This is a genomic window from Flammeovirga sp. OC4 (assembly GCF_000812565.1).
Lineage (GTDB): Bacteria > Bacteroidota > Bacteroidia > Cytophagales > Flammeovirgaceae > Flammeovirga.
Window position 1 is genome coordinate 42,039 of sequence record NZ_JTAM01000042.1, and the last position, 14,833, is coordinate 56,871.

The following is a 14,833-nucleotide window of genomic DNA, read 5'->3' on the forward strand; positions in this document are numbered from 1 at the left end:
ATAGGCATTAAAAAGTTCTATAAAAAAAATCCAAGATGAGATAAATGCTACATCTTGGATTTTAACGTATCAAGTCAATTAAATATACTAATCAACCCAATGCAAAACGTTTCGAATTACGCTCCAATGTTTTTCTGTACTAGTAGGGTCTTCACCTAAAATCCAATAATCATAAAAACGTTGAATTGTTCCATCTTTACGATTCACTTCAATCCAATCTGACACAAAATTGGCCATATTTTCATCATTATTTCCTATAGGATAGGCAAGTGGTAATGTAATACTATACGGTAATGGATTGGCAATTTGGAACTCAGGGTGTAATAATGTTAATGCTGCTCCTCTTTCAGCACTTGTCAGCAAACCACTGAGTGGTATACTGTCTGGCTGATTATCAAAAAATTCATCAACTGTATCCAATCGAACTGCTTTGGCATTCGGAAAATATTTTAAAAACTTCTCTGCAACATCACTTCTCTCAAAATATCCGATATTAAAAGAATCCAAAGCGGCTGTTTTATCAAATGTCTTGAATTGATCTGCCTGATCCCCTACCACCAAGGCCATTGTAACATCGATGTAAGGTTTTGAGAAAGCCAACTCTGCCGAATATTGACTTGACATAAATATATCTGACATCACAATATCAAAGTTGTCATTTTTCAATTCTTCAGGCATGTTTCCTACTGTAATAGGTACAAATTCGATTTCAACATCCAATACAGAGCCTAACTCGTGTGCCATATCAATACCAAAACCTACCAACTCTCCTTTGGCATTGAAATAACTAAATGGTATTTCATTTTCATAAAAACCAACTCTTAGGATACCTCGTTTTTTGATTCGATCTAAAACCCCTTCTCCTTCTTCTAATGGAACAGGGTTAGGAGAAGCTTCTGGCAATACTTTAAAAGGAACTAATTGATGTACTAGTTGCATATTCGCAATCACTTTATCATTCTGATAAACATCTTTGAGAGAGTAAGCCAGAAAATATCGAAGTGGAATTAATGTACCTATAAATAAACCCACGGATACAGTGATCAGCATGGAGATTTTACGCTTCTTTATTTTGAAAAAGCCATGAGAAGTACCTAACGTTAGTATTGTAAGTGTAATCAAATGCATCGCTCCTAAAACCACCCTAACTCTATCCGTAAATACAGTTGAAACCACAAAAAGCTGAAACATATCTTTTGGAATTTTCAAGATATCGAGCATAAAAGGAATACCAGTAACTGGGGCTACAAAACTACTCAACAGTGTAGCTCCAACAAACATAGGGTAATCTTTCAACGTGATTTCATTGCCCACAAACCAAGCGGCAAATGGAACAAATACAAATATGACCAGCGTCCCAAGGTTAGGAAAAGGATAAGCGAGTGGCATCAAAATATCTGTTCCTGCATTATTTTCATCATTCCCTAAATCATATTCTCTGTATAACGCTTTTAAATCTTCAATGAGTTGTGGAAGCACTACAATGATTTTACCTGTTGCAAAGATCGTGATCAACGTTGCTTTAGTGTATTTAAAAATATCTTTGTACTTGAATGGGGTACACGCTGAAATTAGCATAGGTAACACCCAAAATACCATAATTGAAACTGCTACAATATAAGTCAGTAAATACGCCTGCATTTTACCCAATTCATCCAATGTCATCGTCCCTGCCGTACTTGCCGCAATAGCAAAAACACCTGCGGGAGTCAACTTGACTACTAATTTATTGACTTGGTTTAATGCTTTATTAAAAGCGTCTAAGCTATTAAGCAAAACATCTTTATCCTTTCCATTAATCTGCATTACGCCAATTCCCACCAAAATAGAAAATAATACAACAGCAGGAACTTTGCTTTCAGCTAATGAAAAAAATGGATTCGAAGGTATATATAACTTCAGAAAATCAATCTCAGGTGGAGGTGTGATAAAACTCGTACTAAAAAAATTGGCTGATTTCCATTCTGGAAAGGCAAAAGGAAGAATTAATACAACTCCAATCCCAATAACCAACAAAAGTGCTAAACAACGAATGCCATTTATTATCAGTTTACGCCCTTCTTCTAAGGATAAGCGTCCAATATTTACAATTAAAGAGAAAACAATATAAGGCAGTACGGTCATCTGTAATAAACCAATAAAAGCATCGCCAAAAATCCCAAGATGCTCACAATATTCACCAAAAAATAAACCGACAGCAATACCTATAAATAAACCTATGAGGATTTTTGTTGACAAGGTCATTGGTTTCTTTTCTTTTGAAGTTTTGGATGTATTAGACATATAGTTTTTATGAAGTACGTAAAAAAGGATTGTTCAATCTAATATAAATAAAGGCTACTCCTATTCCTAAAAATTAGAGTAGCCTTTGTTTATATTAGATATTTTGTAATGAATCTACATTATTAAAATTCTTCTATTTTTTCCATAATGACTGCACACGAAGCATCTCCTGTGATATTCACTGCAGTTCTGAACATATCGAAAATTCTATCCACACCAAAAATCAACGGCAATGCCTCTACTGGAATCCCTACAGCCATTAATACTGCCACTGACAATAAAGTTGGACCAGGTACACCTGCCGTTCCTACTGCACCTAATACTGAGGTGATGGCAATGGCAATATAATCTCCAAAACCAAGTTCCATACCATACATCTGAGCAAAGAAAATAGCTACCATTGGGTTGAATACTGCGTTTCCTGCCATGTTTACAGTTGCTCCAAGTGGCAAAACAAAGGAAGAGACTGAACGCTTCACTTTCATATTGTCACAAGCTTCGTAGTTGAGTGGAAGTGTAGCGAGTGATGATGCTGAAGAGACGGCGAAAATTTGAGGGGTAATCATCTCTTTGATAAACTTCCTTCCTGACACATTACTCAATAAATGAACTAAACCGCCAAAAACGGGGAAGGTTACAATCAGAAGTGCTACCATATATAAAATAAAAAGGTTTCCGATATTGAATAAAACATCATAACCGAAAGTGCCCACTGCATCAGCCATTAAACTCAACACACCAAATGGTGCTAACCACATTACTTTGATAATCATCCATGTTAAAACATCATTGACACCTTCAATAAACTGGCTTACTATATTTCTTTTTTCTTCTGAAAGTTTGCCTATTCCTACTCCAAAAAACAAAGAGAATAATATGATCTGTAATACGCTTCCTTCCATTAGGGATTTAAAAGGGTTAGAAGGAATTGCACCTAATACTGTATCCCAGAAGCCTGCTACTTCTCCTTTTTCTGCAAGGCTTGCATCCATCATACCATCTGCCAAAATTGACAAATCAAGTCCTTTTCCTGGTTCAAATAATACGGGTAAGAGAATACCAAAAAAGACGGCAATGAAAGAGGTGACGCCAAAATACGTAAAAGTTAATGTCCCAATTGCTCCAGCATTTTTTGATTTTCCTAATGCTTGAGCACCCATTATGATTGAAAAGAAAACTAAAGGAACTACAAGCATTGACAATAGCTTGATGAATATTTTTCCGACAGGAGCAATAATCGATACTTCAGGCCCAAAGATAACGCCTAATAGTACCCCTAGAATCATGGCAATAAGAATAGCAATACCAAGATCTATTTTAAAAAACTTCATGTTAATCGATTAGTATGATTTAAATAATTGTGTTCCCGAAAGTTAATAGATTGTATTTAAACTTGCTTTATTGTGAGTGTTATTGCATTTAAATGCATAAAAAAAACCCTATCACGTTACCGTCATAGGGTCTAAATTTCAAAAGGTCTTTCCTTACATTCGTAAACTAGTTAGCGTCTTTATTGAACACGTAAGTATACGTAATGTCTGTTTCTCTAGTTCTTGCAGCTGAATTTGTTGTTGTTTCAGTGTAAACTAAAGTAACAACATCACCTCCTGTAGAAATGTTAGATACAGATGATTCAGCATCCCAATCTAAAGCCAACATTTCAGTGAAAGACATAGATGTCTTAAAACCTTCTGGCATTGGCCAAGCTGAATCGTAACCAGAGAATGTAACAGTTGTTGTTGTCACATTAACAGCTAATTTAAAATCTGTATTTACCTCTGCTGGGTTAGTTGCACTTACATCCGCAGTGTAATTAAACTCTACGTCTGGAATTACATCACCACCATCATCAGAAGAACTACAAGATGATACAAATGTCATTAAGCCGATTAGCGAAAGAAAAAGAATTGCATTTTTCCAAATGTTTTTCATTACAATAGATTTTTAAGTTTTAGAATGTAATAGAGACAATTGAAATAAGGAGACCGACATAGCAAATATAACATAATATATTATTATTTATAATTTTCCATGAAAATTCTTTCATCACAAAATTCGTATTCATACGGCTGATTACTACAGATTAAAGTGATTTTTCCTTTGCTACAAATGGGTAACCAATGCTGATACCATTCTATATTTTTATGATCCAAATTACTTGTAGGTTCATCTAATAAAAGCATTGACGCCTCAGAGAAAAAGGCTAACGCAAGCTTCAATTTTTGCTTCATTCCTGAAGAAAATGCCTGCACTTGTTTTTTATTTGCTGCCTTAAAATCCAATATCTCAATGATTTCCTCGTTTGATTTCACCATTGGTTTCAATTGTCTATGAAAATTTAGATGTTCTTCTAAAGTATATTCCTCTACCAATTCTGTATAAGGCCCTGCCAAGACAATTTCTTTCCAGATTTCATCTACAGGAACTTCTTTATTGTTCTTTTTGTAAATCACTTTTCCCTTAGAAGGATCATTAATACCAGATATCACTTTTAATAAAGTAGATTTACCACTACCGTTACCTCCAACAATCGCATAAGCTTGATCACTTTTCAATGTGTAATCAATGCCTTTGAAAATCCACTCTCTACTAAACTTCTTGCCTAATTGTTCTACTATTATTTCCATTCTTTGATATAAGTGTTTGAGCAAATATACATCACATTCTATTTTTTAGAAGCATCTGCTCTTAAAATCACTCAGGAACCAATCCGTTAAAACATCACTCCACCTCCAAAGCGGACAATACCACCTCCTTCTACCCTGGTATTAATATACACTCTATTGTCTTTGTAAAAGTCATAATTTAAACTCACTCCTGCCATTAATCGTAGGTTTTGTACAGAATACTCTTCATTAGAGGTGAAATATATAGAAAGCCCAGCTTCCACTTTAGGATAAACCTTAGTTGCTAATAATTTATAGTCCACTAAAAAAGGAACATTAAAATGGTATCTTTTCTCATCATTTAGATAATACTCTGCAACCAACATTTCAAAGTGTATAGAAAAGCGTTCGTATATACCTGACATGTTTCGGATGTTTATAGCGACACCAGCGTATTGACTCAAACTATTATTATAGGAATAGCCTTGACTCTCATTCAAGTATAATGTTTTACTAAAACTGCCTACTGTCAATCCAATGTCAACCTTACAGGGAACTTTCTCTTTCACATAAATTACACACTCCTGATCAAAACAAACTTTATCATGGTATGTCTTTGCGGTCTTAATTAATGATTTATGCGTAAAGGATGTACTGTTTATAGTGGTATTCATTTGTGCATCTGCAAAAAGGTAATTCATGACACCAACATATTCTTTCAATTCTGTATTATACCTGATGTTACCTTCATATACTTCCGTCTCCGTATTTTTTAATTCAAGAAATTGATCTCCCTTTTGAATGTAATACCGGTCTTTTCTATCATCTGTATAAAAGAAAATGTCTACAGTTCCATCAATAAGGTATTCCAGAAAAACCATTTTTACTTTCTTCCCTAACTGAATTGATTTTGAGATGTAATATTTACCATCAACAAACCGATAACCTTCGATTTCTTCCGGTAAGTATTTTTTACCCATTAGCTGTTCCTCATTTTCTTTGAAAAGACAAAAAGCACTATTTGAACGTGGGGCACGATAGTCTATTTGCCCGTATACCTTATCTCCATTTTTTTTAATAATATAACCCGCTCTCCAATCATTTTGTGCATAGATAGATAAGCTTAAAAACAATAGTAGAAAACTAAAAGTAACTTTCTTTTTCATCTCATTAGAATAGTTTATTTCTCAATAGTTGTACTTCTTAATACGCTACATAAAGGGATTATTAATGGTCCATCAAAGAGCAAATTCCTTCATTTCTAGCTTGCTTAGGTGTCACATTGCTAGGTAGAAATTAATGATGAAAACAGAAAATAAAGCTTTTTGTAAATGAACTGTATGAAATTTCTCACCTTACTTTCAACCAATAATTTGTCTCACTATCCAAAAGAAAAAAACTTAATGAAATAGGTTTATATTTTTTCCTCTACTGAAAAAGACCTCTTTTTATGCCAAATAGTTTTCACCTACTAAGCAAGTTTACTATTAGATTACCAAAGTACTTAATGTCATTACATAATGGGTAAATACTAACGTCCTCCGTTATTAGAATCGTTCTTTAACCGTTATAGGTACCGTTTGTGACCCGTTAAACCGCCTACTTCAGAGGTAATATAGGTAAATAGCGGCATCTGTTTTCTTCATTATGAAGATGCGGATCACTTCTTCAAACTTGTTTCAAAACAACTATAACAGTAGAAATGAAAGCCGTAATCGAACAAAAAATAACGAGTAATGATCATCAAGATGTCAAACCTTTTTTAGATGATAGTTTCATTTTGGAAAATCAAACCGCAAAAATCCTTTACCATGAGTATGCGAAGGCTATGCCTATCATTGATTATCATTGTCACATTTCTCCAAAAGATATCGCTGAGAATAGAAGATTTAATAACATCACTGAAATCTGGCTAGAAGGAGATCATTATAAATGGAGAGCAATGAGAACCAATGGTGTTGATGAAGCCTTCTGTACTGGCGATAAAACTCCTGAGGAAAAGTTCAATAAATGGGCTGAAACTGTTCCGTATACTTTAAGGAATCCATTATACCATTGGACACATCTTGAACTGAAACAGCCTTTTGGTATTGACAAGGTACTTTCACCTTCTACTGCATCTGAAATCTACAAGGAGTGTAATGCAAAATTGGCACAAGAACATTTTACTGTTCAAGGACTCATCAAAAAAGCGAACGTTGAAATCATTTGTACTACAGATGACCCTATAGATGATTTACGCTATCATCAACAAATCAAATCTTCTGACTTTGATGTAAAAGTGCTTCCCGCTTGGCGCCCTGATAATGTAATGGCAGTGGAACATCCGAAACAATACAATGCATATATTCAGCAGCTTAGTGAAGTTTCAGGAATTGAAATCAACTCTTACCAATCTCTTCTTGAGGCCTTACAGAAGCGTCATGACTTTTTTCATGAAAACGGATGTTGTCTTTCTGACCATGGATTGAACTACATTTCAGCCTCCGATTATACTAAATCAGAAATTGAAGAAATATTTTCAATCATCAGAAAAGGAAATACTTTAACCCCATCTCAAATTGAACTATTCAAATCGGCAATGCTTTATGATCTCGCCATAATGGATCATGCAAAGGGTTGGGTGCAACAGTTTCACCTTGGAGCATTAAGAAATAATTCTACTCGGATGATGAGAGAACTTGGTCCCGACACCGGTTTTGACTCTATAGGTGACTTTTCCCAAGCAGAAAGTTTATCTCGATTCTTAAATAAACTTGATGACACTAACAGCTTAACAAAGACTATTATCTACAATCTCAATCCTTCAGATAATGAAGTATTTGGAACTATGATTGGCAATTTCCAAGACGGTTCTGTAGCCGGTAAGTTACAATACGGGTCCGGATGGTGGTTTTTAGATCAAAAAGAAGGGATGGAAAAGCAAATTAATGCCTTATCAAACCTTGGTCTTTTAAGTCGATTTATAGGAATGCTAACAGACTCTAGAAGTTTTCTTTCTTACTCAAGGCATGAGTATTTCAGACGCATTTTATGCAATCTATTCGGAAAAGACATTGAAGCAGGTCTTCTTCCCAATGATATAAAGCACGTTGGCAAAATCATTCAAGATATATGTTACAACAATGCTAAATCGTATTTCAATTTTTAGTGATTCAAAATAGTCGCTTGATATGATCATAGAGTTATCCTTTCAATAGGCGATTGAAATTACGCGGTAATTTAGTTTACAACGCACTTACTACTATCTCTTTTTTTAAAACTAATTAAACAACACAATTATGTCAGTGGTACAACCTCAACGACTTCAAGAAAAAGAAGTAAAACCAGTAGGCCGATACAGGTATAGAATACTTGCACTTCTCTTTATGGCTACAACGATCAACTATATGGATAGAAGTATTATTGGTGTATTGGCTCCAACTTTAGAAAAAGTTTTTGCATGGTCAAAATCGGATTATGCTTCTATTAACGTTGCCTTTAAAATGGCTTACGCGGTCGGTATGATTTCTATGGGAACAATTATCGACCGGTTTGGAACAAGAATAGGTTATACTGTTGCTATTGGCATTTGGTCTATTTTTGGAATGTTCCATGCATTATTACGCCCCAGTTTCGGATTGATAGGTTTTATGGCTACTCGCTTTGGTTTAGGCTTTGGTGAAGCGGGAAATTTCCCTGCCGCAATCAAAACGGTTGCCGAATGGTTTCCTAAAAAAGATAGAGCTTTTGCTACAGGTATTTTTAATGCGGGTTCAAACGTAGGTGCATTTTTAGCTCCTATTGCAGTGACTACAATACTTACAGTTGGAGGTACTCAGTCATGGCCTTTCACTTTCCTAATTACTGGTGTTTTTAGTGGAATATGGGTATTACTATGGCTTAAATTTTATAAGAAACCAGAACAACATCCTAGCGTCAGTGAAGAAGAACTGAGATATATTCAGCAAGATGGCGAAGAAGTGAACAATGAGGAAGATGAAGTAAAAATACCACTCAAAAAGATCCTCTTAAAAAAACAGACTATTGCATTTACGATTGGTAAATTGACAGATGGCGTATGGTATTTCTTTATGTTCTGGTCTGGGATGTTTTTTACAGATCGCTTTGGTATGAGTATAAAAGAATTAGGTGCTGCTTATGCCGTCATGTACCTCATTGCTGATTTGGGAAGTATTGGAGGTGGTTATTTGTCCAAGTTCTTTATCAACAGAGGATATAGTTTGAATGTCGCGAGAAAGTTATCACTTCTGATTTGTGCCTTAGCTGTTTTTCCTGTTTTTACAGCAACGCTTACCAACAACCCGTATATCGCTGCCTGTTTTATAGCTTTGGCATCTGGAGGGCATCAAGCTTGGTCTGCTAATATGTTTACAGTTTCATCTGATCTATTCCCTAAAAGTGCCACTGCATCTGTAGTAGGGTTAGGTGGAATGTTTGGTGCCTTATCAGGAATGTTGATTGATATCATTTTGGGACAAAATTTAGATTCAACAGGGCAAGAGGCTTACTTCTGGATGTTTTTAGTAGCAGGATGTTCTTATATATCTATTTTATTCATCATGCATTTAATCGTTCCTAAATATAAAGCACTGGATAATCAACTTCATGAAATTGAATAAGTGAAGAGGAAGAATAATGTCAAGCACACTGTAAACTAAGTTTTCGTTATTTATAGTATTTAGAAATCAGGAGATTTCTGATAATCTGAAGGACACGAATGACGCTAACGCTTAACATTCGCGCCATTGAGCTTTCTACCATTTTAGTTTGACTGTACTCTCCCTGGCGTTGAAGGGAAAAGCGTTAAGAATTTTCCTTCAAGGCCGAGGAAGTTACTACTAAATGATTGTTTGATTACAGATCAAAAGAAAAGTGTTTTATACTAATCTTCTAGAGTGCAGTGCCGTAGGAACGTTTTACTAAAACGTCCTCACGAACCATAATGTATAACCATTTACTACTCGTAAAGGAGTTTATTATTATCGAGAACTTAGTTTACAATTTGCTTAATAGAATGAATATTCATTTTCCTTTTGATATGAAAAAGCCCCATTATCATTTTATAAAATGATAATGGGGCTTTAAATATAATGTCAAGCCTAGCTTAATATCCTTTGATAATTCCTCTTTCTGATTTCTTCAGGAATTCTAAAATGATGTCACGCTCTTCAGATTGCTCAATTTCTTCTTCGATTTGGCGAATTGCCTCAGCCATTGTAAAACCTCTAGTATAGATCATTCTATACATTTCGTGTACCTCTTGTAAGGTATCCCCTTCAAACCCTCTTCTTCTAAGTCCTACAGAGTTAATACCACAATAGCTTAGTGGTTCTCTTGCCGCCTTTACAAATGGAGGAACATCTTTTCTTACTAAAGATCCACCACCGATAAATGCATGTTGACCGATTTTCACAAACTGGTGAACGGCTGCTGTTCCTGCAATAATCACATGATCATCGATCTCAACATGCCCTGCAATTTGTGTTGCATTCGATAAAATACAGTGATCACCCATAATTACGTCATGAGCAATATGCACGTAAGCCATCAACATACAGTTGCTGCCTACCACTGTTTTCATCTTATCTGTCGTTCCTCTACTTACTGTCACACACTCTCTCAAGGTAGTGTTATCACCGATATAAGTTAGTGTTTTTTCGCCTTTGAACTTTAAATCTTGAGGTATACCTGAAATTACTGCACCAGGAAAAACTTTTACGTTTTTACCTAGTCTTGCGCCATCCATGATTACAGCATTTGGTCCAATCCAAGTCCCCTCTCCGATTTCTACATCTCCTTGAATTGTAGCAAAAGGTTCCACCACAACATTGTCTGCTATTTTAGCATCCGGGTGGATATTTGTCATTGGATATTTCTCAGTATAAGGATTTTTAGTCATCTTCTATTTGTGGTGATAATATCAGCCTATTCTTACGAATATTACCTCGATTTTTTAACATTACGACCTTTGACAAGAAATTTTTTTGTCATAGGGTGCAAATATATCGAATAAAAATATGAGTTGAAAGTAAGTGTACTCTCAACTCATTTTCTCAATATTTATGCATTATCTTTTTTAACCAAACTAGCGGTCATAATTGCTTCAGTCACTAACTTATCACCAACATAAGCTTGACCTTTCATCTTAGCAATTCCTCTACGGATTGGCATCAAAAGTTCACATTTGATCACTAATGTATCACCTGGCATCACCATCTTACGGAACTTACACTCTTCTACACCAACAAAATAAGTCCAGTAATTAGCAGGATTATCTACTGTGTTAAGCACTAAGATACCTCCTGTTTGTCCCATTGCTTCGATTTGTAATACACCTGGCATTACAGGGTTGCTTGGGAAGTGCCCTTGGAAGAATGGCTCATTGATTGTAACATTCTTAACTCCAATTACATAGTTATCAGTAATCTCAGTAATTCTGTCTACCAATCTAAATGGATAACGGTGAGGTAACATTTCCTCAATGTGATTTACATCATAAACCGGAGGTACTGATGGATCGTAAGAAGGAACGTTTTTACGTGCTGACTTCAACATTAAGCTCTTTAACTTACGAGCAAATGCTACGTTGGCTGCATGACCAGGACGAGCTGCTAAGATCTGCCCTTTGATTGGTCTACCTACTAATGCTAAGTCACCAACCATGTCTAATAATTTGTGACGTGCAGGTTCGTTAGGGTGACGTAATTGAACATTGTTTAAGATACCCTCTTCAGCTACTTCAACTGATGGTAACTCAAATAACTCTGCTAATTCGTCTAATGTCTCTGGAGAAACCACTTGATCCACTACTACAATAGCGTTGTTGAAGTTACCTCCCTTAATAAGATTTGCTTTACGTAATGCTTCAACTTCGTGTAAGAAACAGAATGTTCTTGATGAAGCAATTTCTGCAGCAAAATCCTCAATATTATTTAAAGCAGCATGCTGACTACCTAAAACTGGTGAGTTATAGTCTACCATTACAGTAAGTCTATAATCATTTAAAGGTAAGGCCGCAATTTCTACTTTACGATCATCTTCTTTGTAGAATACTCCTTCAGGTACTTCAAAGAAGTTTCTTAGCATAGATTGTTCCTCTACACCAACTTCCATTAAAGCCTCTACAAACTTGATAGAACTACCTTCCATAATTGGAGGTTCTGGACCATCAATTTCGATTAAAACGTTGTCAATTTGAAGACCAACCAATGCAGCTAATACGTGTTCAACAGTATTTACTCTTGCACCATCTTGTTCGATCGTTGTGCCTCTTGACACGTCTACAACGTTGTCAACGTCACAATCAACGATAGGTTTTCCTTCAATATCTACTCTTTGGAACTTAAATCCATGGTTCTCAGGAGCTGGATTGAAAACCATCTTACTGATTGCTCCTGTGTGAATACCAACGCCTTCTACAGTCACTGGCGCTTTTATAGTATGCTGTTTTGTATACATCATAAAATAGAATTGGCAAATTGAAATTGCCTAACTACTTGGTTAATTTCTAATATATTAGCGGTCGAGTATAAAACTCGACTACAAACTTAATACTTTTTTCTCAAGATCTCTCACAATTCTTTGTAACTCAGGTAGCTTCCTGTATACAGCGAATGCTTTTAAGTGATCCATTTGAGAGATGGCAGGCGATCCCATGATTCTTGTACCTGATTCTTTTACAGTTTGTGCAATTCCTGACTGGGCAGCAACCATCGTTCTGTCAGCCAACTGAATATGACCTGAAACGCCTACTTGGCCACCAATCATACAATTTGCACCGATTTCACTTGAACCAGAAACACCCGTTTGTGAAGCGATCACAGTATTTTCACCAATGACAACATTGTGTGCAACTTGAATAAGGTTATCTAATTTCACGCCGCTTTTTAATACCGTTGATCCCATTGTTGCTCTATCCACTACAGTGTTAGCACCAATGTCTATGTTGTTCTCCAAGATCACATTTCCAATTTGAGGAATGGATTTATAAGTTCCATCTTTCTGAGGAGCGAATCCAAAACCATCTGAACCGATAACGGCACCAGCTTGGAGGGTACAGTTATTTCCTAACTTTGATCCATGACAGATTTTTACTCCGGCATAAATCACACAATTATCACCTATTTCAACCCCTTCTCCAATAAATACTTGAGGATGAATTTTTGCATTTTTACCAATTTTTGCACCCTTAGAAATATAAGTAAATGCACCAACATAAGCTGTTGCCTTATCCATTTCTACAGACTCATCAATAAAAGCAGGTTGTTCAATTCCTACTTTCGCTAAGCTTAGCATTCTTTGGTATTCAGTAAGAAGATCGGTAAAACCAGAATAAGCGTCCTCTACTACAATCATAGCACACGGCACTTCCTGTTTTGGTTCGAAGCCTTTACTGACGATTACAGCACTAACTTTAGTTGAATAGAGATATTCTTCATATTTCATATTTGCAAGAAATGAGATTGCATTGGCATCTCCTTCTTGAATTTTAGCGATTGCTGATATTTTTGCATTTGGGTCACCCCCTACGACTTCACCTTGTAGTAATGCCGCAATTTGTTGAACTGTAATCTCTAACTTCATAGTAAGGTTCCTATGTATCTTTTATAGATAATTTATTCATTTTTTTGAGCCAATAAGGAATATTAGTCAAAAAATCACGCTAAGATACGATTTTGGGTTGGCATAGATAATACTTTGTAACAATTTTCGTCAATACTTCTATGTTAGGCAGGTCTGAAGCCTCAGAAATATCAATCACATCACCATTGTTCATCTTTACTTTAATATTCTGTCTACCAGAAGTATACGCCGAATTACTCACTTCACCTATAAACGATAAATAGGTCAAATCTTTCTTCGAAAAACCTTTTGCTAATAAATCTTTCTCTACTGATTTTAACTTTTTTTGTGATATTTTTTTGGAAGACATTTCTAAATGAAACAGTTTTCGATGAAGTAAACCTTCAATCAAATAGTCTAAGACCTTATCTCCAGAGTTTTTCCACTGTTTAATCGCCGACCAAACATTATAATCATCTAATTGTAAAAAGTGCTCAAGTAATTGATCATTACGCATGAAATCCTCCTTAGTGAAATCATTGGTCATAAAAAAGTTTAGATCAGGATCACACAACATGTTCTTCCCTTCCTTCATCAATTCTCTAGCTCGTTTTATAATACTCTGAAGCATAATTTCAGCTGCTAATCCTGTTTTGTGAAGATATACCTGCCAATACATCATTCTTCTGGCGTTCAGAAAACGATCAATACTGTAGATTCCTTTTTCAAGAACTACAATCTCATCATTATGTACATCCAGCATTCTAATGATACGGTCCGCACCTACGCTCCCTTCAACAACTCCTGAGAAGTAACAATCTCTTTGTAAATAATCCAGTCGGTCCATATCCAATTGACTAGAAACCAAACGGTGAAAGAAGTTTCTCTTGTATGTTCCTTCAAATATTGAAATCGCAAGATTCAATGCACCATCAAACTCTGCATTCAATTTATGCATTAGAAGAGAAGTCAATTCTTCATGATGAACATTGATAAGTATATATTCTAATGAATGAGAAAAAGGGCCGTGTCCCAAATCATGAAGGAGGATTGCAATCATTGCAGCTTCTTTTTCTTTTTTAGTAATTTTTGTCCCCTTCCTTTTTAGAGATTCTAAAGCCAGCTTCATCAAGTGCATGGCACCTAATGCATGACTGAAACGAGTGTGCTGAGCTCCAGGGTATACAAAACTAGACATTCCCATCTGTTTGATCCTTGTTAATCTTAAGAATATAGGGTGATTCACCAACTCTAAAATCAGCTCTGAATCAATAGTCACAAACCCATAAATAGGATCGTTTATCATCTTGTATACCATATATAAAAAATCTGTTTCTAAGTAACTTAAGTACTTATCAAAAATAAAACAAAGAAAATTG

11 protein-coding genes are annotated in these 14,833 nt (G+C 35.5%); 2 read left to right on the forward strand and 9 right to left on the reverse strand.

Annotated elements, in window-relative coordinates:
• Positions 1-87: 87 nt before the first annotated feature.
• The 5 genes from PL77_RS19295 to PL77_RS19315 form a co-directional block, all read right to left on the reverse strand.
• Positions 88-2,283 carry a cation:dicarboxylate symporter family transporter gene (locus PL77_RS19295; RefSeq protein ID WP_044209043.1) on the reverse strand — a complete coding sequence of 732 codons (2,196 nt, stop codon included), beginning with the start codon at positions 2,281-2,283 and terminating at the stop codon, positions 88-90.
• 122 nt (positions 2,284-2,405) lie between these two features.
• On the reverse strand, positions 2,406-3,614 hold the full coding sequence (locus tag PL77_RS19300) for a dicarboxylate/amino acid:cation symporter (protein ID WP_044209046.1): 1,209 nt from the start codon (positions 3,612-3,614) through the stop codon (positions 2,406-2,408).
• A 166-nt stretch (positions 3,615-3,780) separates the two neighbouring features.
• A complete protein-coding gene (locus tag PL77_RS19305) occupies positions 3,781-4,215 on the reverse strand; it encodes a hypothetical protein (RefSeq protein WP_044209049.1) in 435 nt (144 codons plus the stop codon).
• Positions 4,216-4,298: 83 nt separating this feature from the next.
• Positions 4,299-4,910, reverse strand: a complete 612-nt coding sequence (locus PL77_RS19310; RefSeq protein WP_044209052.1) for an ATP-binding cassette domain-containing protein — start codon at positions 4,908-4,910, stop codon at positions 4,299-4,301.
• Between the two features lie 86 nt (positions 4,911-4,996).
• The gene (locus PL77_RS19315) at positions 4,997-6,055 is read right to left on the reverse strand and encodes a hypothetical protein (RefSeq protein ID WP_044209055.1); all 1,059 of its coding nucleotides are present in this window, start codon (positions 6,053-6,055) and stop codon (positions 4,997-4,999) included.
• Positions 6,056-6,591: 536 nt separating this feature from the next.
• Between PL77_RS19315 and uxaC the strand changes: the two genes are divergently transcribed.
• Complete coding sequence (gene uxaC / locus PL77_RS19320) at positions 6,592-8,040, forward strand: glucuronate isomerase (RefSeq protein WP_044209058.1); 1,449 nt, start codon at positions 6,592-6,594, stop codon at positions 8,038-8,040.
• A 130-nt stretch (positions 8,041-8,170) separates the two neighbouring features.
• The gene (locus tag PL77_RS19325) at positions 8,171-9,511 is read left to right on the forward strand and encodes an MFS transporter (protein ID WP_044209061.1); all 1,341 of its coding nucleotides are present in this window, start codon (positions 8,171-8,173) and stop codon (positions 9,509-9,511) included.
• Positions 9,512-9,996: 485 nt separating this feature from the next.
• Here the strand turns inward: PL77_RS19325 and lpxA are convergent, their stop codons facing one another.
• The 4 genes from lpxA to PL77_RS19345 all read right to left on the reverse strand — a co-directional run bounded on the left by lpxA (position 9,997) and on the right by PL77_RS19345 (position 14,760).
• The gene (gene lpxA, locus PL77_RS19330) at positions 9,997-10,791 is read right to left on the reverse strand and encodes an acyl-ACP--UDP-N-acetylglucosamine O-acyltransferase (protein WP_044209064.1); all 795 of its coding nucleotides are present in this window, start codon (positions 10,789-10,791) and stop codon (positions 9,997-9,999) included.
• Positions 10,792-10,952: 161 nt separating this feature from the next.
• Entirely contained in the window at positions 10,953-12,350 is a 1,398-nt protein-coding gene (locus PL77_RS19335; protein WP_044209066.1) for a bifunctional UDP-3-O-[3-hydroxymyristoyl] N-acetylglucosamine deacetylase/3-hydroxyacyl-ACP dehydratase, read from the reverse strand.
• 81 nt (positions 12,351-12,431) lie between these two features.
• Positions 12,432-13,475 (reverse strand): UDP-3-O-(3-hydroxymyristoyl)glucosamine N-acyltransferase, encoded by a 1,044-nt coding sequence (gene lpxD, locus PL77_RS19340; RefSeq protein ID WP_044209069.1) that lies wholly within the window; start codon positions 13,473-13,475, stop codon positions 12,432-12,434.
• A gap of 79 nt (positions 13,476-13,554) precedes the next feature.
• Positions 13,555-14,760, reverse strand: a complete 1,206-nt coding sequence (locus PL77_RS19345; RefSeq protein ID WP_253274000.1) for an HD domain-containing protein — start codon at positions 14,758-14,760, stop codon at positions 13,555-13,557.
• Between the last annotated feature and the right edge of the window lie 73 nt (positions 14,761-14,833).